Raw genomic sequence first — 24,908 nt, 5'->3', positions numbered from 1 at the left:
CTGTGCGGGCAGTCCGTGCTGCCCGCGTGCACCTCGTCCGGGGACACCAGACCGGGAGAAACTCCATGTCCACCCCGTCGTCCGCACCGTCCGTCACGACCGACGCGCCCTCCGCACCACCGCGATCCGCCAGGCTCGGCACCGTCCTCTTCGTCATCGTCACCGCCTACCTGATGGTCGGCGTCGACTCCACCGTCGTCAATGTCGCACTGCCCGACATCCAGAAGAACCTCGACTTCAGCCGCACCGGCCTGTCCTGGGTCCTCAACGCCTACACGCTCGCCTTCGGCGGCCTGCTGCTGCTCGGCGGGCGGGTCGGAGACATCATCGGCCGCCGCCGCACCCTCACCACCGGCGTCCTGCTCTTCGCCGGCTCCTCCCTGCTCGGCGGGCTCGCCACCGACAGCGCCTGGCTGCTCGCGGCCCGCGCACTGCAGGGCGTCGGCGCCGCCCTCATCGCCCCCAGCACCCTCGCCCTGATCACCACGAACTTCCCGGACGGCCCACGCAGGCACCACGCGCTCGGCATCTACGCCTCCATGGCGGGCATCGGCGCCTCCATCGGTCTGGTGCTCGGCGGCATGCTCACCTCCTGGGCGTCCTGGCGCTGGGCCCTGCTGATCAACGTCCCGATCGGGGCAGCGGTGGCCCTCGCCCTACCCCGCTTCGTCACCGAAACCCCCCGCCACGCAGGGCGGTTCGACGCGGCGGGCGCACTCACCGGCACGGCGGGCATGTCCTCGCTCGTGTACGCCTTCATCCGGGTCTCGGAGGCGGGCTGGAGCGACACACAGGCGCTGCTCGGGTTCACCACGGCGGCGGCGCTGCTCGTCGGCTTCACGATCGTCGAGTCCCGGGCGAGCCAGCCGATCATGCCGCTCGGGCTGTTCTCCGACCGCAACCGCGCAGGCGGCTATGTGGGCGTGCTGCTGCTGCCCGCGGGCATGTTCGGCGCGTTCTACTTCCTCACGCTGATCAGCCAACAGGTCCTGGAGTACAGCCCGTTGCGCGCCGGGTTCGCCTTCCTTCCGATGACCCTGGCGATGTTCACCACCGTCCGCTTCGTGCCGCGACTGCTGGCCCGGTTCGGCGCCAAGCCGGTCCTGCTCACCGGCATGGGTCTGCTCGTGGCCGCGACCGCCTGGCTGTGGCGGCTCGAACCCGGCGACGGCTACCCGGCCGGCCTGCTCGGCCCGCTGCTGCTGATGGGCATCGGCGTCGGACTGAGCTTCATGCCGCTCAACGTGACGATCCTCGCCCGCATCCAGCCGCGCGAGGCGGGCGCCGCCTCCGGTCTGCTGCAGACCCTCCAGTGGCTCGGCGGCACCCTCGGACTGTCCGTCCTGGTCACGGTCTTCGGCACGGCGACCCGGCACGCGTCCGGATCGCCGGCCGAGATCCTCACCGAGGGGTCGGCGCGCGCGTTCGGCGTGGGCGCACTCATCGCGCTCACCGCCCTGCTGATCTGCGCGTTCGTCATCACGGGCAACAGGCCGAAACCCGCAGGCTCCTGACGCACCGTCACCTCACGTCACATCTTCGTCGCTCCGGCAGCAAGGTCGCGCAGGAAGTGCCGGGCCCCGATCAGGAAGACGACGATCAACGGGAGGACACTCATCAACGCCCCGGCCATCACGACCGCATAGTCGGTGTTGTAGGCGACGTTGAGGTTGGCCAGAGCGACCTGGAGGGTGACGCGGTCGGGGTCGATCATCACGACCAGCGGCCAGATGTAGTCGTTCCAGAGGTGGATGAAGGTGAAGATGCCGAGGAACGCCAGCGCCGGGCGGAACAGCGGCAGCGCGACCTGCCAGTACAGGCGGAAGAAGCCGGCGCCGTCGATCCGCCCGGCGTCCAGCAGTTCGTCGGGCAGCGCGTTCTTGGCGTACTGCCGCATCCAGAAGATGCCGAAGGCGTTGGCGGCCGCGGGTATGGTCAGCGCCTTGAGCGAACCGGCCCAGCCGAAGTGGGCCATCGTGACGAACTGCGGGACCAGCGACAGCTGCACCGGGATCATGTAGGTGGCCAGCAGGATGCCGAAGAGGAGCTTCCTGGCCGGGAAGTCGTACTTGGCGAAGGCGAAGGCGGCCAGCGAGTCGAAGAACAGCACCAGGACGGTACCGGTGACGGAGACCACGACCGTGTTGAACAGCGAGCCGAAGAAATCGATCCGGTGGATCACCTTCTGCATGTTGTCCAGGAGATGTGTTCCCGGGACCAGCCTCGGCGGGTAGGCGAAGATGTCCTGGGTGGTTCCGGACGCCATCACCACCAGCCAGTAGAACGGGAACAGCGACACCACCACACCGAACAGCAGCGTCAGCCGGACGCCGATCCGGGAGCGCCTGCTGCCGGAGCCGATGACGAGCCCGGCACTCGAGGTCGTGTGGTCAGCGGCCATTGCGGGCCCCCTTGCGCAAGGAGATACGGGGACGGTCGTCGCGTTCGGAACCGGACACCAGCCGCCAGTTGACGATCGCGAAGAGCGCGATGAGGGCGAAGAGCGACCAGCCGATCGCCGCGCCGTAGCCGAACTGGTGGTCGTTGAAGGCCTTCTGCCACAGATAGAGCACGATGGTCATGCCTTCCTGGCCCGGTCCGCCGGTGGTGCCGGGGTCGTCGGAGTAGAAGAGCACCTGGGACTCGGAGAAGATCTGCAGCCCGTTGATGGTGGACGTGATGACGGCGAAGAGGATCACCGGGCGCAGCTGCGGCACGATGACCCGGAACAGGGTCTGCCGGCTGTTCGCCCCGTCGACCCGGGCCGCCTCGAAGAGTTCGGTGGGGATGGCCTGCAGACCGGCGAGGAAGATCAGGGCGTTGTAGCCGACCCACCGCCAGATGATCATGAGGGAGATCGCCGACTTGATGCCGAGCGAGGAGGTCAGCCAGCCGACGCCGTCCGCCCCGACCGCCTTGAGCAGCGAGTTGGCCAGACCCGCCTGGGCGAACACCGAGCCGAAGACGATGGTCATGGCGACCATCGAGGTGACGTTCGGGACGAAGTACGCCACCCGGAGGGCGGAGGCGTAGCGCACCTGCGAGTTCAGCAGAAAGGCGATGACCAGCGCCAGGAACAGCATCGGCACCGTGGACATGAACCAGATCTCGAACGTGTTGAGGATCGAGTGCCAGAACACCGGGTCGTGCAGCAGCCATTCGTACTGCTGGAGCCCGACGTACCGCATGGCGCCGATGCCGTCCCAGTCCTGGAAGGACAGGTAGAGGGAGAAGAACACCGGGAAGGCGCCGAAGACCGCGAAGAGCACGTAGTACGGCGAGATGGCGAGGTACGGCGGAAGGTGGCGCCGCCACCTTCCGCGCGGGGCTCCGGCGTCATCGCGCCGGCCTGCCGTCTCCTCGCCGCTGTCGGCCGCGGGGGCCGGGGCCGCTCCTGCGACGGTGGCCATGTCAGCTCACCCCCTGCTGGGACAGTGCCGACTCGGCCGCGTTCATGGCGTCCCGCCAGGCCTTGTCGGGGTTCTTGCCGAGCGTCTCCACGTTGGTCAGCTCCTGGAAGACAGGTGTGTTGGCGGTGTTCTCGTAGGGGCTGAAGTAGAGGACCGGGGCGTTCTTCGCGGCCGGGCCGAAGACGTCGACGGGTATCTGACCGCCGAAGAACGGGTCGGGCTTGCGCATCTCGGGCCGGCTGTAGACGGAGGGGGTGGTGGGGAAGAGCGCCATCTCCTGGTAGCTCTTGAGCTGGTTCTCCGGCCCGAGCATCCACTTCAGGAAGGCGAACGCCCCTTCCGGGTCACGGCAGTAGCGGGTGATCGTCACGTACGAGCCGCCGTAGTTGGTGGGGCCGCCGGGCAGGGCGGTCAGCCGCCAGGTGCCGGAGGTCTTCGGCGCCGTCTGTTTGAGGCCGTTGACGTACCAGACGGCGTTGAGGATCGAGGCGATCCGGCCGCCGCTCATCGCCGAGTTGAAGTCGGGGGTGGCGTCCAGGACCCGGGCGCTCAGCCCCTGCCGGTACGTCTCCACCGCCAGGTCCCAGGCGCGCTTGACGTGGGCCTGGTCGCCGATGAAGCGGTCGTCGACGTCCACGAACTGCTTCGGGCTCTGGTACAGGGCCATCCGGAAGACGTAGCTGATCTGCGAGACCAGGTAAGGGTGGGTGGGCGCCTTGGCCTTGAGCTGCTTGCCGAGGGCCAGGTACTTGTCCCAGGTCGAGGTGGCCTCGGCGACCTCGGCCGGTTCCGTGGGCAGGCCGGCCTTCTCGAACAGGTCCCTGCGGTAGTAGAGCGCGGTGGGTCCCGCGTCGAGCGGGAAGCCGACCATCCGGCCCGACGGGCTGATGCCGCTCTTCCACTTCCAGTCCAGGTACTGGTCCTCGACGGCGTCCGCCCCGAGGTCCTTCAGATCCAGGAACTCCTTCTCGTCGGGGAAGAACACCGAGATGTCGGAGTTCGCGCAGGCCAGGTCGGGCACATAGGCGCGGGCCGCCAGGCTGGTGCGGATCTTCGACTTGTAGTCGCCGGCGATCGGCGAACCCTTCACCTTCAGGCCCGGCACCCCGGGCACTCCGCGCGCGGAGGTGGCGAGCAGCTTGTCGCTCAACGACCCGTTCCAGTACCAGATACTGAGGTGGTCGGTGCCTGCCGAGACCGAGCCGTTGGTGCTCCCGCACCCCGACAGGCCCAGCGCAGCGGCGCCCGCACCACCGAGGGAGGCGCCGAGCAGGCGCCTGCGGGACATCGTTCGGTGTGGCATGAGCGCGCACTCGCTTTCAGGAGGGACAACGATGTCAACGACTCCGTGAACGTTCACGTGAACGTTGCCGATGAGTATTGGGGCGGCCGAAAATAGCTGTCAAGACACGTGCAAGCGCTATCTGTTGCCGCGTTCCGGGAGGGGTGCCCGGAAGGCTCAGGCCGAGGCTCGTACCAACAGCTCGGGGATCACCCAGGCGTCCGTGCCGCTGAGCGGCTCCTCGCCGGCCCGCAGCCGCGCGACCTGCTCGACGGCCAGCCGGCCGAGCCGCCGTTTGTCGATGTGCAGGGTGGTGAGGGCGGGCTCCACCAGTTCGCCCAGCGAGAGCCCGTCGAAGCCCAGGACGGCCAGGTCGTCCGGGATCCGCCGCCCGCGCCCCCGGGCGACGCGCATCGCTCCGATGGCGATCAGGTCGTTGAAGCCGACCACCGCGGTGAGGTCCGGCCTGGCGTCCAGCAGTCGGGCCGCGCCCGCCTCACCGCCCGCGACGCTGTGCTCCGGGCAGAGCACGATCGAGCTGTCGTCGACGGCCAGGCCGTGCCGCCGGATCTCGTGGAGGAAAGCCTCCAGCCGGGGACCGGCGAAGTCCCGCTCACCGTCCAGCATGCCGATCCTGCGGTGCCCGGCCCGCACCAGATGGGCCATGCCCTGCTCCAGACCTGCGGCGACGTCGATGCCGACGGCTCCGAACCGGGTCTGCTGCGGGCCGCGTTCCAGCAGCACCAGGGGTACGCCGCCGAGATGCCGGGCGAGCACCTCGTCGTCGTTCTTGAAGTAGCCCACGACCGCGTCCGCCTGGTGGGACAGCGCGTCGAGCGCCTCCCGCTCGCGGGCCTCGTCGGTGCGGGAGTCCCACACCACCACCTGCCAGCCGCGCTGCTCGGCGGCCTCCAGGACACCGGCGGCCACCTCGGGGAAGAACGGGTTCATCAGGTCCGGGATCACCAGACCCGTGGTGAAGGTGCCCTTGCGGACCATGCCCCGCGCGAAGCGGCTCGGCCGGTAGTTCAGCAGCCGGGCCGCCTCGAGCACCCGCTCCTTGGTGGCCGGGTCGATCTCCCCCTTGTCGTTGACCGCTCGGGAGACCGTCTGGCGCGACACTCCGGCCAGTTGAGCGACGTCATGGATGGTGGCCCGGCGCCGAGGCTCTTCGGGCCGCCCCATACCCGGCTCACGCTGCTGGTTGTCCGCCCACACGCCGATCACTGTAACCGGCGACGGCGCCGTGGGTGGAGGGAGGATCTCGTGTCCGCCGACCGACGCCGAGGCGTCCGGCCTCCTAGAAGAGGGCGCTGTACGCGTTCAGCGCCGGCTGCCCGCCCAGGTGGGCGTAGAGCACGGTGGAGCCCCCGGCGATCTCCCCGCGCGCGACCAGGTCCACCATCCCGGCCATCGACTTCCCCTCGTACACGGGGTCGGTGACCATACCCTCGGTGCGGGCGGCGAGTCGCATGGCCTCCAGCGTGGTCTCGTCGGGGATGCCGTACGTGCCCGCGTGGTAGCGCTCGTCCAGCTCCACGTCCGCCTCCGTCAACTCCCTTTTTACGCCGATGAGTCGGCCGGTGTTCCGGGCGATCCGCGCGATCTGCTCCCGGGTGCGGGCGGGTGCCGCCGAGGCGTCGATGCCGAGCACGCGCCGGGGACGGCCGCCCGCCTCCTCCAAGGCGGCGAACCCGGCGACCATGCCCGCCTGGGTCGACCCGGTCACCGAGCAGACGACGACGGTGTCGAAGAAGACCCCCGACTCGCTTTCCTGCTCGGCGACTTCGTACGCCCAGCCGGCGAAGCCGAGGCCGCCGAGCGGGTGGTCGGAGGCTCCGGCGGGGATCGCGTACGGCTTCCCGCCCGACTCCTCGACCTCCCTGAGCGCCTGTTCCCAGCTGTCCTTGAAGCCGATCCCGAACCCGGCCCTCACCAGCCGTACGTCGGCCCCGGCGAGCCTGCTGAGCAGGATGTTGCCGACCTTGTCGTACACCGAGTCGGGCCACTCCACCCAACTCTCCTGTATCAGCACGCACTTGAGCCCGGCGCGGGCGGCGACGGCGGCGACCTGACGGGTGTGGTTGGACTGGACCCCGCCGATCGAGACGAGCGTGTCGCAGCCCTTGGCGAGCGCGTCGGCGACCAGGTACTCCAGCTTGCGGGTCTTGTTGCCGCCGTACGCGATGCCGGAGTTGCAGTCCTCCCGCTTGGCCCACAGGGAGGCGCCGCCGAGGTGGGCGGTCAGGCGCTCCAGCGGGTGCACCGGGGAGGGGCCGAAGAGGAGGGGGTAACGCTCGTACGAGGAAAGGGACATGGGTCCTCCCGGGGTCGGGATCAGTCGCCGTCGGTCAGGTCGACGAGTTCTGCGAGGCTCCGCCAGATCTCCGCGGTGACGCGGACCGCCTCGTCCACGCGTCCGGCCGCGCAGGCGTCGATCAGCTGCTCGTGCAGTCCGGCCGAACGGCAGGTGCTCTCCCCGAAGCGGCGGCGCTCCAGGCGGCGGATGAGGGGGGTGTAGCGGGCGATGGTGGCGGCGGCCGCGTGGTTGCCGGCGACCCGGACCAGGACGTCGTGCAGGGCGTCGTCGGCGCTCAGGGCCCCGTCGACGTCACCCGCGCCGACGGAGGCGGCGAACCGCTCGTTGGCCGCGCGCATCGCCTGGACGTCGGCGGCGAAGAGGCGGGGCACGGCGACCCGGGTGGCGAGCTCGTGCATGGCGCCGACCACGGCGGCTGCGTCCCGTACGTCGGCGGTGACGACCGGGGTGACCCGCGTGTAGCTCTGCGGCTTGCTCTCCAGGAGCCCCTCGTCCACCAGCCGGGAGAAGGCCTCCCGCACCGGCGCCCGGGACAGCCCGAGCCGCTCGGCGAGCTCGGCGTCCCGCACCACCGCACCGGGCTCGAGCTCCCCGGCCACGATGGCGTCCCGGATCGCCGCGTAGGCGCGGTCCCTGAGCAGGGTGCGCTGGACGGGTCGTATGGCTTCCACAACTGAAATGTTAGATGTCAATGACGGCCGCGGACAAGGGTGCGGCCCGCACCCCCCGTGGAAGTGCGGGCCACGCTTCGACGCTCAGGCCGCCCAGGGCCAGTCGGCGTCCCGAGCGCTCTCGAGCAGGGGCACCATCCGGAAGGCCGCGTCCGAGAGGCCTCCGAAGGTGTGCCGGTTCGCCTTGCCCGACGGGCCGTGGCCCGCCCGGTAACCGGCGAGGTTCCAGGTGTAGACCGGCACGTGCGGCGGGACCTGCTCGGTCGGGTCGCCGTAGTGGCTGTAGGCGTACTGCTCGTCGGTGACGATCAGCACCCGGTCGTGCTTCCGGTAGTGGCGGCGCACCGCCTCGGTGGTGTCGGTGCCGCCCAGGTCGCCGAAGCGGCCGAGGATCTTCAGCACCGACTCGCCCTGACGGAACCCGACCTTGTTGCTCGACGTGCCGAACTCGACGAGATCCGCGTCCGCCGCCCGCAGTGCGAGCGCCGTGCCGAAGATCGCCGCCGCGTCGGCCCGGGTGAGCTGCGAGCGGTCGGACATCCGCGAGAAGAACATCGAGCCCGAGCGGTCCACGAGCACCAGCGTCCGACCCGGCAGCGCGGGCACGTTGGCCAGCGAGTGGCCGAGCGCCTGCTCCAGCGGGTACGACCAGCGCAGCGAGGGCGCGTGCTGGTACGCCGCGAGGTAGCGGAAGGGGAACTGCCGCGAGCGCGTGACCTCGGCCGGGTCGCTGATCTTCGCCGCCACCTGGGCCGCGACCTCGTCGCAGACCCCGGCCTCGTCGAAGTTCCGCAGGTTGCGGACCAGCGCCATGGCACCCATGGACGGGATCACGGCCTCCCAGGCCGCCCGGTCCATCGGGCCCTGGAGCCATCCGGCCAGCGCCTCCCAGGTCATGCCGGCATCCGCGAGCCGCTCCGCACCGTCCTGCGAGGTCACCACCGCGCGGCGCTCGTCCACCGGCAGCGCCATCAGCTCGCGGTGCGCGGTGAGCACACGGCTCGACGCGGGCGGCACGGCGGTGTCCGGGTTGTGCCGGCGGTCGAGGGCGTACTGGAAGAGCTCACCCTGCCACGGCTTGTCCGGATCCGGCGCCGCGTGCACCAGGTTGAGGATGTCGCCGAAGCGGTAGCCCTTGGACGCGGTGTCGTACTTCAGCAGCGACTTGCCGTGGTAGAGCCGTCGCACGGCGTCGGCGACGCCTCGCTTGACGGGCTTGGGGACGTTGCGGCCGTACATCGCGGTCCAGTACGCGAGCAGCTCGCCGGGCTCGTCGGGCCGCTGCAGTACGGAGGCGACGACCTGCCGGTTCGACGGGCCGTCGGTCGCGCCCGCGTCGAGGCGTGCCTTCACGTACTCGGCGGCGCCCACGATCGAGGCCGTACGGAGGTTGCCCTCGCCGCGCAGCCAGCCGAGCAGGCCTGCGGTCCACGCCGGGTCGGTGACGGCGAGCTCGCGCACGAGCTTCGCGAACCGGTCGTCGCGGTCGGCGCCGGTCTCGTAGAAGGTCTGCTGCGACACGAAGTTGGCGACCGACAGAAGGAAGAGCTCGGAGCGTGCGTCCCGCTCACGGCCGCGGCCGCCCTCGTACGTACGGAGCACTCGGCCCGTCGACGTCACTCGCGAGGTGGGCTGCGCCTTGGCCGCACGTGTGTTGAATCGCGCCATGGTGAATTCCCCCGAATTCATTGCTGTTTCGGAGGGAGGAGCAGCAAAAGGTGGGTGTCCGAGGTCGAAGTCGACTGCGGTTGCTTATAACTGGCGCGTCTTCCGTTCCGCCACACCGCCCGAAGCGATGACGGGATTCGAACCCGCACGGGGATTCTCACCCCACCAGCCCCTGAAGTATCCGCTGCCTGCGCACCGGGCACCCACCATGTGCTGCGCCTCCCGAGATCAAGTCGGCGGCGGCATCTGGTTCTCTTTGCAAAAGAAGTAGCCGCAGCCTGCGCACCGGGAGGTGCATGAAGTTGTGGTGTCCAGAGATCGAAGTCGGCGGAACCGACGTAGGTGCTCTGCCCCTGAGCTACACCGGCGTGTTGTACCGGTGGCGGGATTCGAACCCGCGGCCGCCCCATTAAGAGTGGAAGTAGGTCCTGCCTTCGCACCTGGACGTGCATAACTTTAGGAGGACGGCCGCGAGTCGGGCGAGCGAATTAATTCCCGTAAGAACGCCGGCGGAGCGTCAGCCGCGCTTCTGGCGCTTCCAGGGGCCCGTGATGGCCAGCATGATGCCGGGGGTCTGGATGTTGGCGAACAGCGTCCTGCCGTCGGGGGAGAAAGTGACGCCGGTGAACTCGCTGAACTCGGGCTCCTCCTCGGTGCCGATGTTCAGGTCGTTGCGGGCGATGGGGTACGTACGGCCGCTGTCGGTGGCGCCGAACAGGTGCTGGACGCCCTCGCCGTCCTCGGCGATGACCAGGCCGCCGTACGGGGAGACGGTGATGTTGTCGGGGCCGTCGAAGGCGCCGTCCTTGGAGGGGTCGGGGTTCACGCCGAGGAGGACCTTCAGCGTCAGCGTGCGGCGCTTGGGGTCGTAGAACCAGACCTGGCCGTCGTGCTGGACGGGGCTCTCCGCGCGGGCGAACGAGGAGACGATGTAGGTGCCGCCGTCGGCCCACCACATGCCCTCGAGCTTGCGGGCGCGGGTGATCTCGCCGGCGCCGAACTGCTTGCGCACGGAGACCGTCTTCGCGTCGCGGTCGGGGACGTCGACCCAGTCGACGCCGTACACCGTGCCGATCCTGGTGGCGCGGGAGAGGTCGTCGACGAACTTGCCGCCGGAGTCGAAGCACTTGAAGGCCTGGAGGGTGCCCGCGTCGTCGGCGAGGGTGCGCAGCTTGCCGTGGCCGTGGCAGAAGTCCTCGGGCGGGGTCCAGCGGTACAGGAGGCCGTTGGGGGTGGCGGCGTCCTCGGTGAGGAAGGCGTGGCCGCGCTTGGGGTCGATGACGACGGCCTCGTGGGCGTAGCGGCCCAGTGCCTTGATGGGCTTCGGGTTGTGGTTGGCGCGGCGGTCGGAGGGGTCGACCTCGAAGACGTAGCCGTGGTCCTTGGTGAAGCCGTTGGTGCCGGTCTTGTCCTCGGTCTCCTCGCAGGTGAGCCAGGTACCCCAAGGGGTGTTGCCACCGGCGCAGTTGGTGGCGGTGCCCGCGATGCCGACCCACTCGGCGACCTTGCCGCCGGGGCGGACCTCGACGACCGTGCAGCCGCCGGCCGCGGCCGGGTCGTAGACCAGGCCCTCGGTGAGCGGCACCGGGTGGGGCCACTGGGCGCGGGGGCCGGCCAGCTCGTGGTTGTTGACGAGGAGGGTGGTGCCGCGCGGGCCGTCGAAGGTGGACGTGCCGTCGTGGTTGGAGGGCGTGAACTCGCCCGACTCCAGCTTGGTCCTGCCGCTGTAGGTGATGATGCGGTACTTGAAGCCGGCGGGGAGGGCGAGGATGCCGTCCGGGTCGGCGATCAGCGGTCCGTACCCGACGCCGCCGTGCGCGTGGGCCGCTTCCTCCCCCGCGCTCTCGGTGTCCGTGGCGGCAAGGGCGTTCGGGGCGGTGGCGAGGGCGCCGACGCTGCCCGCCAGCGCGACACCGGCACCGGTGATCGCGGATTTTCTGGCGAAGTCCCTGCGGGTGAGCGACATGGTGTCTCCTGTGACGGTGGGTGTGCCGTGGAGGGTGGCGGACCTCGGGTCGGCGCCACGCTCCCGCCCGTGCCTGAACGGGAGTTGAACACCGGGCGACTTCACCGGGCTCTCTTCCATGAATCCGTATGCGCTCGCCCAGCGGCATCAAAAATCCCTCGGGTTCGGGAAATTGATCGGAAAATTCTTCGTAAACAAGGTCAACAGGCGCAGATAGGGGCGAAATTCGTGATTCATTTCAGATTGCCTTGACTCTGCCTGCCCCCGGACATAGACAGGAAGAGCACACCACCCGAAGGGGAGGCGAGCCCGATGGACGCAAAGCGGGTGAGTCGCCTCCACGAAGGCCGGCTCATGAAGCTGGCCCATGTGAGCGGAGTCGGCACCGGGAGGGACGAGCACTCGGGACAGGACGTGATCATCGTCTTCGTCACCCGGAAAGTGCCCCGTGACCGGCTCCTTCAAGAAGACGTGGTTCCGGACGAGCTCGACGGCGTGCCGGTGCGCGTGCTCGCGATCGGTGAAGTGAGCGCTCAGGAAGGCGACTTGTGAGCCGCTGAGCGCTGAGTCACCGCGCCGCGGTCCGTAGGAACCCTGAGCCGAAAACTGAAGAGGTGGTCTGGCGTGAGCCAGCCCGAAATGATGCGAGGACCGACTGGTGGTCAGCTGAGTGACAGCTCCCGCCAGCAAGCGAATTCAGACTTCCTGCGGCCGCAGTCGCCGCTGGCCAACGTCGTCGGCTTCGGCCACGGCGTGAAGTGGATCGACGGACAGGCCACGGGCGAGGCAGCCGTGCTGGTGTTCGTGACCCAGAAGGTTCCGGAGTCCCAGCTTCCCGAGCGGGATGTCATCCCGCGGATGATGGACGACGGCACCCCCACCGACGTGGTCGCGGTCGGCCATGTCGCCGCGCAGCGTCAGCAGCAGCGCAGGACCTCGGGCCGCTCCGAGGACCGCGGTGTCTCCTACCAGAGCGACGGCAGCACGGCCGAGCAACTCGCGGGCCTGTCACAGCCGTTGCTGGAAGAGCTCAGCGGGCTCGGACAGTTCGAGCCGCAGCTCCTCAAGCGCCGTATGCGCCCGTCCCCCTCCGGCTTCTCGGTCGGCAACGTACGGGTGACGGCGGGCACGCTGGGCAGCGTGGTGTACGACTTCCTGCCGGGCGCCACCGTCGACCCCCCGGGGCCCGGCCTCGGGACACCGTCGAAGTTCTACATCCTCTCCAACAACCACGTGCTGGCCGACTCCAACCGCGCACAGCTGGGCAGCCCGATCCTGCAGCCCGGAGCGTTCGACGGCGGCACGGACCCGGCGGACCGCATCGCGACCCTGGACCGGTTCATCACGATCCAGTTCGCGCCGCAGATCCCGGTGGAGCGCCACAACAACGTGGTGGACTGCGCGCTCGGCGCCGTGGACTTCCAGGACGCCACCCGTGAGCAGTACTTCAGCGGTGCGCCGCGCGCCTGGCGGCGCAAGGCCAACGTCGCGGTCGGCGACCTGGTGAAGAAGACCGGCCGTACGACGAACATCAGCTTCGGCCGGATCATCGCGGTCGACGCCACGATCGACGTCAACTACGGCACGGCGGGAACGGCCCGGTTCAAGGACCAGGTCCTGACCACGAGCATCTCGGCGGGCGGCGACTCCGGTTCGCTGGTGACCTCCCTCGACAACGTCGCGACCGGTCTGCTCTTCGCGGGCTCCTCGGTCGTCACCGTGGCCAACCACATCGAGAACGTTCGCGCACTGCTGCGGGTGGAAATCGCCGAGCAGCTGGCCTGACGGTCACTCAACACCCGTACGGGAAGAGGGAATCAGCATGACCACCCAGGCCAAGCGGCAGAAGAGCCAAGCCGGCTCCGAACACCGCTTCCACAATCCCCAGGGCGCGGAAGTCAAGACGCGCGACGAGGCGTTCGCCTCACAGCAGGACGTGTCCGACAAGGCAGTCTCCACGTCCGCCAAGCTGGAACTGCACAACGGCGCCGTCACCTTCGGCATCGAGGTGAAGTTCAACCCCAACACCCATCCGTATGTGGTGACGGGCGGCCAGATCACCTCCGGCATCTGCGGGGCTCCGTGGGACATCACGGGCGGCTTCGTCGGTGACACGTTCCGCCTGGACGCGAAGCGGACGGGCTCGGGCACGTGCGCCGACACGATCACCGTCGTCGGCGAGTTCCAGAACCCGCCGGCGTACCGGGGAACGTACGGCTTCAACGGGTCGACGTCGTCGTTCAAGCACACGACGATCTACCACTGCTGAGGCGGTGAACGACTGAGTGTTGTGGCGGGGAGGTCAGCGACCTCCCCGCCACAGCTATGTCAACTTCCCTGCTGCGAACGGGCCTTGAAGGCGGCCTTCCTGGCTTCCTTGGCGATCCGCTTGTCCGGATGCAGCCGCCCCATCGCCTCCAGCACGTCCGCCGTGGCGGGGTGGTCGACCCGCCAGGCCGTCGCGAAGAAGCCGCCGTGCTGAGCGGCCAAACCCTGTACCAGTGCCCGCAGTTCCTCGGAGTTGCCCTCCGCGGCCAGCTGCGCGGCGATCGTGTCGATGGTCAGCCAGAAGATCATCGCTTCGGAGGGCGCCGGTACGTCGGGAGCCCCCTGCTCGGTCAGCCAGACCCGGGCGAGCCCGCCCAGCTCCGCGTCGTCGAGGACATCCCGCAGCGCCGGCTCGGCCTCCGCGCCGACGAGCGACAGCGCCTGCTGGCAGCGCAGCCGGCGCAGGGGCGCACCGGCGTCCGCGCCGCGTGCCGCCGCCAGCAACTCTCGTGCCGCGGCGAGGGGTTCGCGGCGGGCCAGCCACTGTTCGGTCTCGGCGTGCGCCGCGGCCGGAGGGAAGGTCGCCGTCCCGTCGAACAGCGCGTCGGCGCCCTTGTCCACGAGGTCGCCGACCGCGGGCGCCGTGAGCCCGGCCTCCAACAGCCGCGCCCGCAGCCCGTACAGGCCGAGGGGGGTCAGCCGCACCATGCCGTAGCGCGAGACATCGGTGTCGTCCAGCGGCGCCGCGGACTCCTCGACGGCTTCCTCGAGGTCCGCCATCAGCGCCTCGTCGACCGGCTGGTACTCGACGAGTCCCACCGGCGCGAGCAGCCGGAACTGGTCGTCGAGCCGCATCATCGCGTCGGAGACCTGCTCCAGGACGTCGTTGGTGGGCTCCCCCATGTCGCTGGGCACAATCATCGAGGCGGCGAGGGCGGGCAGCGGCACCGGCGATTCGCCGGGTCCGTCCTCGCTGACCGCCAGCAGGTACAGGTTGCCGAGGACGCCGTCGAGGAACTCGGCCTCCGCCTCCGGGTCCCACTCCAGCTGGGAGAAGTCGATCTGGCCGCCCTCGTCCAGTGCGCCTTCCAGGCCGTCCAGGTCGGGCACGCTCGCGTCGGCGAGCACCGTCTCCAGCGCCTCCTGCCACACGGTCAGCACCTCGTGCGGCGAGCCTCCGATCAGCAGTGCCAGGTCCTCCCCGGCGGCGACGGTGCCCTCGTCCTCGTCGGCGATCTCGACGAGCCCGGTGTCCACGGCGACCCGCCAGGCCTCGCTCGCGAAGGCCGCCGCGTCGTTCCCGCTCAGCCCGAGCACCTCGGCGGCCGCCGGCAGCTGCTCCTCGACGAGCCCGCCCCCGGCGTCGACCCGGGTGTCCGGGCCGGCCCAGCGGGCGAGCCGCGCGGCCCGCGAGAGCAACGGCGTGGACAACGCGTCCCGCGCCAGCTCCGCTTCGGGATGCAGCCGCACCGGCGGCAGGGGGGAGCTGTCTGACATCGGCTGGTTCTCCTCGGGCGCGTCGTACCACTCAGCCGCTCAGCCTAGACGGATTTCCACCCATGCCGCCCGGTTCATCTCGTGGACGACCCCTGTACATGGCCGAAACCTTGACAAGTGGCGTGACCACGCAGGAGATTGACGCGCGTAGAAATCTGGCGGACACCTGTTCACTGTATTTTCTACGCGCGTCGCCACCGCCCCACAGGTCGCGGCTCCGACCGCTGTACGCACCACCCTCGTCCCGGCACTCACGTATGTCCCCGGAGGGATCCCGTTGCCGAGCAAGACCTCCGCGCGTCTCGCCGCGCTCACTGTCGCCGCCGTCTGTTCCGCGGCCTCCGCCGTCGTCCTGACCTCTCCCGCGCACGCGGACTCCGTGCGCATCCATGACATCCAGGGCAGCACGCGCACGTCTGCGTACGCCGGCCAGAAGGTCACGGATGTGGCCGGAATCGTCACCGGCGTGCGCACCTACGGTTCCTCCAGAGGTTTCTGGATCCAGGATCCGAACCCGGACGACAATCCGGCCACCAGTGAGGGCGTGTTCGTCTTCACCAGCTCCACCCCGAAGGTCGCGGTCGGTGACTCCGTCACGGTCACCGGCACCGTCTCCGAGTACGTGCCGGGCGGCACCTCGTCCGGAAACCAGTCGGTCACCGAGATCACCAAGCCGACGATCACCACCGTCTCCACCGGCAACGCGGTCCCGGCCGCGACGGTGATCGACGCGAAGTCGGTGCCCTCGCGCTACACCCCGGCGGGCGACACCGCCGCGAGCGGTTCGATCAACGCCCTGACGCTGCAGCCCAAGAAGTACGCCCTGGACTACTACGAGTCCCTGGAGGGCATGAACGTCCAGGTCAAGAACACCCGGGTGGTCACCGCCACCGACCCGTACACCGAGCTGTGGGTCACGGTGAAGCCGCACGAGAACCCCACCCGCCGCGGTGGCACGCTCTACGGCTCCTACGACGCGCAGAACACCGGCCGTCTGCAGATCCAGTCGCTGGGCGCGACGGCCGACTTCCCGGTGGCGAACGTCGGCGACTCGCTGACCGGCACCACGGCCGGCCCGATGGACTACAACCAGTTCGGCGGCTACACCCTCGTCGCGAACGAGATCGGCACGCTCAAGAGCGGCGGTCTCCAGCGCGAGACGACGAAGAAGCAGTCGCGCAGCGAGCTGGCGGTCGCGACGTACAACGTCGAGAACCTCGACCCGTCCGACGCCACCTTCGCCGAGCACGCCGCCGCGATCGTGAACAACCTGCAGTCGCCCGACATCGTGTCCCTGGAGGAGATCCAGGACAACAACGGCGCGACGGACGACGGCACGGTCGCCGCCGACGTGACGGTGAACAAGCTGATCGACGCGATCGTCGCGGCGGGCGGCCCCAAGTACCAGTGGCGCTCGATCAACCCGGTCAACGACCAGGACGGCGGCGAGCCCGGCGGCAACATCCGCCAGGTCTTCCTGTTCAACCCGGAGCGGGTGTCCTTCACGGACCGCGCGGGCGGCGACTCCACCACCGCGGTGGGCGTCACCAAGGTGCACGGCAAGGCGCAGCTGACGGCCTCCCCCGGCCGCGTCGCCCCGGCCGACTCCGCCTGGGCCAACAGCCGCAAGCCGCTGGCCGGCGAGTTCGTCTTCCGCGGCAAGACGGTCTTCGTGGTCGCCAACCACCTCAACTCCAAGGGTGGCGACCAGGGTCTGACCGCGCAGTACCAGCCGCCGGTGCGCAGCTCGGAGACCCAGCGCCACGCCCAGGCGACGCTGGTCAACGCGTTCGTCAAGAGCATCCTGGACGTCCAGAAGAACGCGGACGTCATCGCGCTCGGCGACATGAACGACTTCGACTTCTCCGGCACCACCAAGATCCTGGAGAGCGACGGCGCGCTGTGGTCGGCGATCCAGTCGCTGCCGAAGAGCGAGCGCTACACGTACGACTACCAGGGCAACCAGCAGGTCCTGGACCAGATCCTGATCAGCCCGTCGATCCGCCGGGCCTGCGACTTCGAGTACGACAGCGTGCACGTCAACTCGGAGTTCAACGACCAGATCAGCGACCACGACCCGCAGATGCTGCGGTTCCGTCCGTGATGCAGTAACTCCCCCTGGATCAGGGCTGGTTGAACACTCCGTTCAGCCAGCCCTGCCAGGCGGCCTCACACTCCTTGATGTCGGCGCCCGGCGTGAAGTCGTGCAGGGAGATGCCGACCGGGTGGCCCCAGTGGTTGCGCCCGAAGAAGCGGGTGAGCCCCCGGTCCGTCCGCAGTCCGATGAAGTACGGGTTGCGGAAGTCGACCACGGCGTCGAACGCGTCGGGTCCCTGGACCGTCACCCGCGTTCCGGCGGCCACGTCCTCGCCGACGCCGAGCGCCCGTCCGACGGCGGCGAGCGCGTCGGCGGCCTTCGAGGCCTCGGGTCCGTCGAAGGTGGCGAACGCGGCGGGCCGGGGCGCGAAGTGGACCAGGTACTCCCGCAGGGTGTGCAGATAGAAGTCGGTGTGCCTGGCGGCGCCGTCATACTGGTTGTCCCAGTCGTCGACGAAGATCCCGCTGTGCACGTACCGCACCCAGGCGCGCCGGCCCTCGTCCCGTGACTCGATGGTGTAGTCGAGCTGATTGAGGGTCTGTTCGGCGATGCCGTCGACGTCCTCCACGCGGTTGGTGTAGCGGTGCGGCGGATCCCAGGCGGTGACCCTGGACCCGAAGGGCCCCGTGCCGCCGACCCGCGGCTCGGGCGGCTCCATCGGCCACAGATAGCCTCCGGTTCCGGTGGTGATCGCCGCCCACACCTCCTCCGGCGTGGCGTCGACCTCGAACTCGCGGGCGATCTCGAATTCCTTGGACATGGCAGGCTCCTGGTTGTTACTGCTCGAGTTCCTGGGTGGGCTGCTGGCCCTTGACCGTGGGGTGTACGGCGACGACGATCCGGTGATCGCGGCCGCCCTCGGCGCCGGGCGCGTCGTACTTGCGGATCAGCGCGCTCACACCCGCCGTCAACTCCTGGATGAACGCGGCCCGTTCGGCGGCCGAGGCGAAGCGGACCTCGCCGTCCAGCGCGTAAGTGGCAAGCCCCTTGCGGGCCTTGGTCGCGCCGGTGATCAACGAGCCGACGTCCCGCACCAGTCGGGCGCCGAGCGCGAGCAGCCAGTGCGCGGAGAGCTGGTCGCGGAAGCGGTCGGGGTCCGGCTGCACGGCGGCCAGCGCGAGCGGCGAGATGACGTACGACGCCGCGGTCGCCTGCATCAGCCGCTCGGTGACATTGCCCTTGCGGCGCTCCCCGGCCAGCTCGACCAGGCCGTGCCGCTCCAGTGCCTTGAGGTGGTAGTTCACCTTCTGCCGCGGCAGGCCGACCTTGCCGGCCAGCATCGCCGCCGACGCCGGGCCGGCCGCCAGCTCGGCGAGCAGCCTGGCCCTTATGGGGTCCAGGGAGACGGCGGCGGCCTCGGGGTCCTCGATCACGGTCACGTCCAACATGAGTCCACCGTCTCACCGAAAACTTTTTTTGTCCAGACGGCTTCAGTTTTCGGTGAGAGGCCTGGGATCATCGGTGAGAGGCCCGGACCCATGGGGACGGGTCTCAGTCGGGAATGAGCCCCAGCGCATGGTCGTAACGGCTGACCGTGGTGCTCTTCAGCCCCGGCCAGGTCTGAACGCGCTCCCACTGGGCGGTGGACGACCCGATGCCGTCGCCGGGTGCGGACAGGGCCTCGATGTGGGCGAGGGCGCTCTCCCACTCGGCGTAGTTGAGGACGCGGGTGCCGTCGGTGCTGAGGTGGAAGTGGGCGGAAATACCGCCGGGGTGCGGGGCGGGCTCGCTCTCCAGGGCCTCGAAGACGGCGTCGACCCAGGCGCGCTGACGGTCGGGATCGGGGCCCTCGAACTCGATGTCGACGAGGACGATGCAGCCGAGAACACGGGTCTCCCCGTCCCGGACGCCGCTCCGGTACCTCCGGTAGCGCCCCAAACCCAGCCGCTCGATGCCGGGTACGGCGGTGTCGATCTCGTCGACGCGCTCCTGGCGCTGCGTCCTGACGAAGGCCTCGTAGGACTGCTCGCTCGCCCACTGCGAGTAGTGGAGCAGCGTGGAGGCGTCGTGGGCCGTGTAGACGTGGTAGCCGAGCAGGCCGTCGGCGGGCCAGGGGCGGCGCTCCCAGGCGGCGGCGACGGCTTCGACGGTCTGCCGTTGACGCAGGGGGGTGCCCACGCGCCAGGTGCTGAAGAAGGGTGCGCCGATGCGCGGGTCGGCGAGGTCGGGGTGGGTGTCGGTACGACGAGTCATGCCGACCACCCTTCAACCTCAACCAAGATTCAGGTCAAGAGGTCTTGTTCCGTCACCGCTTGGGATACCTCCACCCCACCACCACGACCACGGCCAGGGCCGCGCCGATGACCAGCGTCGGCCGCGGATGCCGCACCGCCGCCCCGACGACGGGGCGGGCGGGCCACGGCACACCGTGCTCCACCCTGTGCTCCGGCTCGTGCCCGGACTCCGTCGCCTTGTCCTGGGATGAGTGACCTGCCCGCAGCGCCCGGTCCTGGGCCTGGTGACCGGTCCTTGCCGCCCGGTCGTGGACCTTGTGACCAGCCTTCGTCGCCCCGTCGTGGACCTTGTGGCCGGCCTTCGTCGCCCCGTCATGGACTTTGTGGCCCGCCAGCGTGGCCCGCTCGTGCACGGTGTGACCGGCCTGCGCGGCGGTGCTGCGCAGCTGTACGGTCATCGCGCCCGCCTTGTCCCTAATGTCGGCCGCCCGGGTCTGCACGCGTCCCTTCACATCCATCCTGCCCGCCAACTCCTGCACTGTTTCGCCGAGTTGGCTGCGCGTCCGCTCGATCTGCCGCCGCAGCTCGTCGGGCCCCTTGGCGCCGACCGCCCGCGCGGCCTCGACACCCGGCCCCTGCTCCCCTGCCCTGTCCGTCATCGGTGCACCCTTTCCCTGATCTCCTCGACATCGGCCCTGACGCTGCGGAGGGCCTCCTCGGGCGTGGGGGGTGCGGCGCGGCACAGTTGGGCGTAGCCGGTCGCGGCGAGCCGGCCCGCGATCACCAACAGCACCGCCGTGGCGATGAGCGCCGAGGCCCAGACCGACAGCGTCGGCGAGAGGGCGGCGACGGCCGTGCCGGACAGGGCGAGCAGCCCTGCGAACGCGCCCGCGGCGCCGAGCAGTCCGCCGCCACGCCCTGCGCGCCGGCCCTTGGCGGCCAACTCCTCCTTGGTGAGGGCCACTTCCGGTCGTACCAGCCGGGAAAGCCGCTCGGTGGCCTGTCCGACGAGCAAGCCCACCGAGCGGTGCTCGTCGCGCACCGGCCCGGAGTGCATGGTCCCGGTCACGGGGTCGCCTCCTTGCGTGTTCCTCTCGCTCGGAACATCCCGGGTACCCGGACCTGCCCTGACTACCCCTGCCGTCCACCCCCGGGACCGCGCTCAAGGCTCGGTTCGCCTGCGGGGCGCTTCGGTCGGTGTCGAGTCGGTGTCGAGAGCCCCTTCGGCTCACTCGCCGCGCTCGCCGAGCCGTCCGAGCTGGGTCTGGAACCAGTCGAGGCGGGCCTGCAACAGGGCAGCCTCCGCGACGAGTTCGGGCACGCCGAGCCCTTCGGCCGTGCCGAGGTCGGCCGACGCCAGCGCGTCGCCGCTGCCGGCCACCACCCGCAGCCCCTCCCCGCCCAGCCGCGCGAACGCGGCGAGCGAGACGGACGTACGGCCGCGGACGCAGCCCGCGCAGGAGGGGGCCAGCGCGCGCCAGCCAGGCCGGCCCCAGCCCGCGTCGGCGAGTGCCGCGGCGACCGTGCCGCACGCGCAGGAGCCGACCGTGGCGGTCCGTACCCGCTGGCGGGCGTAGCGGAAGCCGCGCTCGAAGCGGATGTAGGCGCCCAGGACGGAGACCTCGAGCAGGAGGGCCGCCCGGTGCTCGGCCGTGCACAGCAGAGCCTCGGCCGCCGCGCGGTCGTGCACGCAGTGGAAGCCGCAGTCGCAGCGGCGGTGCGGTGCCCTGTGGCGCAGGCCGTAGACGCAGGACGCGTCGGCCAGCACTCCGTACGGCAGCGCGCCGCCCAGCGACACACCGGTGAACCCGGCCCGGGTGCCGTCCTGGGACAGCACCGGGTGGGCGATCTTGTATCCGGTCGGCGGCTCCGTCGGGCGTTCCTCCGGAAGCCGCAGCCTCATCGGGCCGCCGGAACCTCTTCGGAGGCCTTCAGTTCCTTGATCTCCTCGGGGAGTTCGAGCTCTTCGGGTTCCTGGCCGTCCACCTGGGGCCGCTCCTCCGCGACTCCTGTGGCGAGTGCCTTGCCGAGCTTCATGTCGCCTCCCATGACGCGCTGCCGGTGACCATCCTGGCCATGGTGACCCATGAAGGGCCGATTTGGACATAGCGCCCGGTCTCAGATCTCGCAGCTCTGCTTAGCGATACCCCGTAGAAGAATTAAGTGGAGCTTCACTGTCCTCGCGCCGACACTACTCCCATGACGACTGCCACCGCCTCCGCCCCTCCCTTCGGCCGCGCCCTCTGCGCGATGATCACGCCCTTCACCGAGGAGGGCGCGCTCGACCTCGACGGCGCGCAGCGGCTCGCCGGGCATCTGGTGTCCCGTGGATGCGACGGTCTGGTGCTCTCCGGTACGACGGGCGAGTCGCCGACCACGACGGACGCCGAGAAGGCGGCGCTCGTCGAGGCGGTGCGGGAGGCGGTGGGCGACCGGACGCCGGTCGTGGCGGGGGTCGGAACGTTCGACACCCGGCACACCGTGGAACTCGCCCGGCAGGCCGAAAAGGCGGGCGCGGACGGCCTGTTGGTGGTGAGCCCGTACTACAGCAGGCCTCCGCAGGACGCGTTGGAGGCGCACTTCCGCGAGGTCGCGGACTCCTCCGGGCTCGCGGTCACGCTGTACGACATCCCGGGCCGCACCGGCACCCGCATCGAGCCCGACACGATCATCCGCCTCGCCGAGCACCCCCGGATCGTGGCGGTCAAGGACTGCTCCTACGACTTCCTCGGCGCCCAGAAGGTGCTCGCCCGCACGGACCTGGCGTACTACGCGGGCTGCGACGAGCACAACCTCGCCCTGTACGCGGTGGGCGGCGCGGGCTACATCAGCACGGTCGCGAACGTGGTTCCGGAGCAACTCCGTGCGGTCATCGACGCGTTCGAGGCGGGCGACACCCCCGTGTCCGCCCGCCTCCAGCAACGCGCCACACCCCTCATCGAGTCGATGATGTCGGCGGGCCTGCCCGGCTCGGTCACCACCAAGGCCCTGCTCACCGAACTCGGCCTGCCCGCGGGCCCGGTCCGCGCCCCGCTGCGGCCCGCCGGCCGCGAGGCGGTCGACGGGCTGCTGGCGGCCTATGAGGAGCTCACGGCCGGCTGACCGGTCAGGGCTGGGCGAAGACCGGCTCCCAGCGTCCGGCGTCTGCGTCGTTGCCCTGACGGAAGCCGCTGAGCGGCACCTCCTTGTTGCTGCCGATGGTGACCAGCACGAGCCGGTTGTGGAACTCGTTCTTGACGTTCTTGTCGATGTCCCAGGCGATGAGCTTGTCGTTGCCGACCCAGGCGAGCAGCTGCTGGCCGCGCACCTTGGTCTTCTCGCCGGTGAGTGCGTCGACGAGCCAGGACGCGGTCTTCCACCCCTCGCCGGCGAAGTCCCCGGCGACGAGCTTGCCGTTCGGCGACTTCCCGGCGTCGACGAACCACTCCAGGTACTTGTCGCCCGCCGGCGCGGAGACCTCCTTGCCCGTGAAGTCCCAGAACTGCTTGCCGATACTGCCCATCGGGTTTCCGGCCCAGACGTGCCGGTGGTCGTCGGTGAGGGCGAAGTCCTGGCGGGAGTTGAGGAAACTGCCTCCCGTGGGGTCATTGGGGTCGCTCTTGATCTTCACCTCGGTCCAGGGGCCCTTCCCGGAGACCACGTCGAGGACGTAGAAACCGGAACGGCTGGACTCCATGTCCGGCGACCAGTCCTTGCTGCCCTGCGTCTTGGACAGTGCGTCCGGGTTGTCGCGGTACGTCGTCGCGACCAGTTTGCGGCCGTCGCGGGAGAACGCGAGCCCGCCGACCCCGTGGTCGAGCTTGATCCACCGCTTCACCTCGCCGGAGGCCAGGTCGAGCAGACCGATGCGCGAGGCGGGCAGGTCCCGCTCCAGGACGGCGGCGGTCGCCGAGCCGGGCGCGACGGCGACCCAGGACCACTTGGTGGTCTTCTCGTACTTGCCCGTCTTCGGGTTCAACAGGTAGTAGGTCCGCCGGCTGACAGCGGTGTCCTTCGTCTCCTTGTCCGTCTGCTGAACGTAGTACGCGGCCAGGGTCGTTCCGCCGGCCGAGATCAGGTCACGCGGCGGCGACTGGTCGGGGTGGGCGTTGACCTCCTTCCGGTCCACGACGCCCGAGGGACGTACGTCCTTCTTGCCGGAGTCGAGCATCGGCACGGCCACCGCGACGGCGACCACGGCCGCCGTGGCCGCGGCGACGGCCGCGATCCTGCGGGTACGGCGGCGCCGGCGGACGGCGAGGACGCGGTCGGCGAACCCGGCCGGCAGCGGGAGCTGGTCCCCGGCCTGCTCGCGCAGGGCGTCGCGTACGAGTTCGTCGACGTTCACGGACGCACCTCCACGGGCGAGTAGTCACGGGACGGCAGCAGCTCGGCGTCCGCCGGGCCGAGCACGGCCAGCTCCGGCGCCAGGGCGCGCAGCCGGGCGAGCGAGCGGTGGGTGGTGGACCGTACGGTGCCGACGGAGCAGCCCAGCAGGCGGGCCACGTCGGCCTCCGGCAGGTCCTCGAAGTAGCGCAGCACCAGCACGGTGCGCTGACGGGCGGTGAGCCGGCCGAGCGCCTCGCGCATCACGACGCGCAGCTCGGCCGCGGCGGCCGTGTCACCGGAGTGCGGGCCCCGTTCGGGCGGTTCGGCGACGCTGACCTCCCGTCTGCGCCACTTCAGCCGCCAGCGGCTGACCTGCTGGCGGTACAGGATCCGCCGTACGTAGGCTTCGGGCTCCTCGATCCGCTGCCACTTCCCGGCCGCCTTGACGAGCGCGTTCTGCAGCAGGTCCTCACCGGCGTGCTGGTCTCCCCCGCAGAGCAGCACGGCGGTCTTCAGCAGGGCGGACGACCTGCTGTCGACGAACTCACGGAAACTCTCCAGCCCTTCGGCATTCATCGTCACCTTCTCTTCCCCGGCGGCGGCCGGTGCCCCGCCCCTGTGCCCCTTGTGACGCGTCCGGCGACCCGCCGCTATGCCTGTCGCGCAAAGAAATTTCCACCGGCTTCGCGTCCTCGCTGCCGTACGTTGTCCCTGTGAGCCGCCCGCTGCTGTTCCTCGACGTCGACGGCCCCCTCAACCCGTACGCCGCACAGCCCGAGCGACGCCCGCAGGGCTACACGACGATCAGGGTGGCGCTGCACCCCGGCCGCGCGCTGCGGGTCTGGCTGAGCCCCTCCCACGGCCCGGCACTTCTCGCCCTCGACTTCGACCTGTGCTGGGCCACGACGTGGATGGACGCCGCCAACCGCTGGATCGCCCCCGTCGTCGGCCTGCCCGAGCTGCCGTACGTCGACTTCGGCGAGGGCCTGTTCGCCCTGCGCCCCGACGGGGTGCACTGGAAGACGGAGGCGATCGTGAGGTACGCCGAGGGGCGGCCCTTCGCCTGGGTCGACGACGAACAGGGCCCGGCGGACGAGGAGTTCGTGGCCGCCCACCACTCCGGGCCCGCCCTCCTGCACCACGTCAGCCCGCGCCTTGGCCTGCTCGAGGACGACTTCACGGCCCTGGCGGATTTCGCGGCAGCCCTGCGGACATGACCAGGGCGCCCTCCCGTCTGCCGACGGGA

General features: G+C 70.0%; 25 protein-coding genes. 7 read left to right on the top strand and 18 right to left on the bottom strand.

Annotation, left to right across the window (positions count from 1 at the left end):
- Nucleotides 1-65: 65 nt before the first annotated feature.
- Entirely contained in the window at nt 66-1,514 is a 1,449-nt protein-coding gene (locus tag OG303_RS37580) for an MFS transporter (RefSeq protein ID WP_405874156.1), read from the top strand.
- 17 nt (nt 1,515-1,531) lie between these two features.
- On the opposite strand, the gene OG303_RS37575 is transcribed toward OG303_RS37580, so the two are convergent.
- From OG303_RS37575 to OG303_RS37540, 8 genes are all read right to left on the bottom strand, one after another.
- Complete coding sequence (locus tag OG303_RS37575; protein WP_405874155.1) at nt 1,532-2,401, bottom strand: carbohydrate ABC transporter permease; 870 nt, start codon at nt 2,399-2,401, stop codon at nt 1,532-1,534.
- Nucleotides 2,391-3,410, bottom strand: a complete 1,020-nt coding sequence (locus OG303_RS37570; protein WP_405874154.1) for a carbohydrate ABC transporter permease — start codon at nt 3,408-3,410, stop codon at nt 2,391-2,393. The genes OG303_RS37575 and OG303_RS37570 overlap by 11 nt, the downstream gene beginning before the upstream one ends.
- A 1-nt stretch (nt 3,411) precedes the next feature.
- Nucleotides 3,412-4,698 carry an ABC transporter substrate-binding protein gene (locus tag OG303_RS37565; RefSeq protein ID WP_405874152.1) on the bottom strand — a complete coding sequence of 429 codons (1,287 nt, stop codon included), beginning with the start codon at nt 4,696-4,698 and terminating at the stop codon, nt 3,412-3,414.
- Nucleotides 4,699-4,869: 171 nt separating this feature from the next.
- The gene (locus tag OG303_RS37560; protein ID WP_405874150.1) at nt 4,870-5,910 is read right to left on the bottom strand and encodes a LacI family DNA-binding transcriptional regulator; all 1,041 of its coding nucleotides are present in this window, start codon (nt 5,908-5,910) and stop codon (nt 4,870-4,872) included.
- 82 nt (nt 5,911-5,992) lie between these two features.
- Nucleotides 5,993-7,009, bottom strand: a complete 1,017-nt coding sequence (locus OG303_RS37555; RefSeq protein WP_405874149.1) for a 1-aminocyclopropane-1-carboxylate deaminase — start codon at nt 7,007-7,009, stop codon at nt 5,993-5,995.
- Between the two features lie 20 nt (nt 7,010-7,029).
- Nucleotides 7,030-7,683 carry a GntR family transcriptional regulator gene (locus OG303_RS37550; RefSeq protein WP_405874147.1) on the bottom strand — a complete coding sequence of 218 codons (654 nt, stop codon included), beginning with the start codon at nt 7,681-7,683 and terminating at the stop codon, nt 7,030-7,032.
- An 84-nt stretch (nt 7,684-7,767) separates the two neighbouring features.
- On the bottom strand, nt 7,768-9,351 hold the full coding sequence (locus OG303_RS37545; RefSeq protein WP_405874145.1) for a TROVE domain-containing protein: 1,584 nt from the start codon (nt 9,349-9,351) through the stop codon (nt 7,768-7,770).
- Nucleotides 9,352-9,868: 517 nt separating this feature from the next.
- Nucleotides 9,869-11,317 carry an alkaline phosphatase PhoX gene (locus tag OG303_RS37540; protein ID WP_405874144.1) on the bottom strand — a complete coding sequence of 483 codons (1,449 nt, stop codon included), beginning with the start codon at nt 11,315-11,317 and terminating at the stop codon, nt 9,869-9,871.
- Between the two features lie 312 nt (nt 11,318-11,629).
- Here OG303_RS37540 and OG303_RS37535 point away from each other — a divergent pair, with 312 nt between their 5' ends.
- From OG303_RS37535 to OG303_RS37525, 3 genes are all read left to right on the top strand, one after another.
- Nucleotides 11,630-11,869 (top strand): hypothetical protein, encoded by a 240-nt coding sequence (locus tag OG303_RS37535; protein ID WP_260326520.1) that lies wholly within the window; start codon nt 11,630-11,632, stop codon nt 11,867-11,869.
- 72 nt (nt 11,870-11,941) lie between these two features.
- A complete protein-coding gene (locus OG303_RS37530) occupies nt 11,942-13,102 on the top strand; it encodes a hypothetical protein (RefSeq protein ID WP_405874143.1) in 1,161 nt (386 codons plus the stop codon).
- 37 nt (nt 13,103-13,139) lie between these two features.
- Nucleotides 13,140-13,586 carry a hypothetical protein gene (locus tag OG303_RS37525; RefSeq protein ID WP_405874142.1) on the top strand — a complete coding sequence of 149 codons (447 nt, stop codon included), beginning with the start codon at nt 13,140-13,142 and terminating at the stop codon, nt 13,584-13,586.
- Nucleotides 13,587-13,645: 59 nt separating this feature from the next.
- Here the strand turns inward: OG303_RS37525 and OG303_RS37520 are convergent, their stop codons facing one another.
- Entirely contained in the window at nt 13,646-15,082 is a 1,437-nt protein-coding gene (locus OG303_RS37520; protein WP_405874140.1) for a hypothetical protein, read from the bottom strand.
- Nucleotides 15,083-15,359: 277 nt separating this feature from the next.
- Between OG303_RS37520 and OG303_RS37515 the strand changes: the two genes are divergently transcribed.
- Nucleotides 15,360-17,186: an endonuclease/exonuclease/phosphatase family protein gene (locus OG303_RS37515; RefSeq protein WP_405874139.1), complete on the top strand. Its 1,827-nt coding sequence runs from the start codon at nt 15,360-15,362 to the stop codon at nt 17,184-17,186.
- Nucleotides 17,187-17,205: 19 nt separating this feature from the next.
- Here the strand turns inward: OG303_RS37515 and OG303_RS37510 are convergent, their stop codons facing one another.
- From OG303_RS37510 to OG303_RS37480, 7 genes are all read right to left on the bottom strand, one after another.
- The gene (locus tag OG303_RS37510; RefSeq protein ID WP_405874137.1) at nt 17,206-17,940 is read right to left on the bottom strand and encodes an SRPBCC domain-containing protein; all 735 of its coding nucleotides are present in this window, start codon (nt 17,938-17,940) and stop codon (nt 17,206-17,208) included.
- Between the two features lie 16 nt (nt 17,941-17,956).
- Entirely contained in the window at nt 17,957-18,568 is a 612-nt protein-coding gene (locus OG303_RS37505) for an ArsR/SmtB family transcription factor (RefSeq protein ID WP_405874136.1), read from the bottom strand.
- 103 nt (nt 18,569-18,671) lie between these two features.
- On the bottom strand, nt 18,672-19,373 hold the full coding sequence (locus OG303_RS37500; RefSeq protein WP_405874135.1) for an antibiotic biosynthesis monooxygenase: 702 nt from the start codon (nt 19,371-19,373) through the stop codon (nt 18,672-18,674).
- Nucleotides 19,374-19,425: 52 nt separating this feature from the next.
- Complete coding sequence (locus OG303_RS37495; RefSeq protein WP_405874133.1) at nt 19,426-20,013, bottom strand: DUF3618 domain-containing protein; 588 nt, start codon at nt 20,011-20,013, stop codon at nt 19,426-19,428.
- A complete protein-coding gene (locus tag OG303_RS37490) occupies nt 20,010-20,423 on the bottom strand; it encodes a phage holin family protein (protein WP_405874132.1) in 414 nt (137 codons plus the stop codon). Before OG303_RS37490 ends, OG303_RS37495 begins: the two co-directional genes overlap by 4 nt.
- Nucleotides 20,424-20,582: 159 nt before the next feature.
- A complete protein-coding gene (locus tag OG303_RS37485; protein ID WP_405874131.1) occupies nt 20,583-21,257 on the bottom strand; it encodes a hypothetical protein in 675 nt (224 codons plus the stop codon).
- The gene (locus tag OG303_RS37480) at nt 21,254-21,391 is read right to left on the bottom strand and encodes a hypothetical protein (protein WP_405874129.1); all 138 of its coding nucleotides are present in this window, start codon (nt 21,389-21,391) and stop codon (nt 21,254-21,256) included. Before OG303_RS37480 ends, OG303_RS37485 begins: the two co-directional genes overlap by 4 nt.
- Before the next feature lie 162 nt (nt 21,392-21,553).
- On the opposite strand from OG303_RS37480, the gene dapA reads away from it, so the two are divergent.
- Nucleotides 21,554-22,456, top strand: a complete 903-nt coding sequence (gene dapA, locus OG303_RS37475) for a 4-hydroxy-tetrahydrodipicolinate synthase (RefSeq protein WP_405874127.1) — start codon at nt 21,554-21,556, stop codon at nt 22,454-22,456.
- A gap of 4 nt (nt 22,457-22,460) precedes the next feature.
- On the opposite strand, the gene OG303_RS37470 is transcribed toward dapA, so the two are convergent.
- Both OG303_RS37470 and OG303_RS37465 read right to left on the bottom strand, forming a co-directional pair.
- Nucleotides 22,461-23,681, bottom strand: a complete 1,221-nt coding sequence (locus OG303_RS37470) for a WD40 repeat domain-containing protein (RefSeq protein ID WP_405874126.1) — start codon at nt 23,679-23,681, stop codon at nt 22,461-22,463.
- Nucleotides 23,678-24,238 (bottom strand): SigE family RNA polymerase sigma factor, encoded by a 561-nt coding sequence (locus OG303_RS37465; RefSeq protein WP_405874125.1) that lies wholly within the window; start codon nt 24,236-24,238, stop codon nt 23,678-23,680. The genes OG303_RS37470 and OG303_RS37465 overlap by 4 nt, the downstream gene beginning before the upstream one ends.
- A gap of 137 nt (nt 24,239-24,375) precedes the next feature.
- Here OG303_RS37465 and OG303_RS37460 point away from each other — a divergent pair, with 137 nt between their 5' ends.
- Nucleotides 24,376-24,879: a hypothetical protein gene (locus OG303_RS37460; protein WP_405874123.1), complete on the top strand. Its 504-nt coding sequence runs from the start codon at nt 24,376-24,378 to the stop codon at nt 24,877-24,879.
- Nucleotides 24,880-24,908 lie beyond the last annotated feature (29 nt).

Source organism: Streptomyces sp. NBC_00005, from assembly GCF_045160215.1.
In the GTDB taxonomy this organism is placed as follows: domain Bacteria; phylum Actinomycetota; class Actinomycetes; order Streptomycetales; family Streptomycetaceae; genus Streptomyces.
Note: the sequence above shows the minus strand (reverse complement) of the source record. Positions and strands in the feature narration are given on the sequence as shown.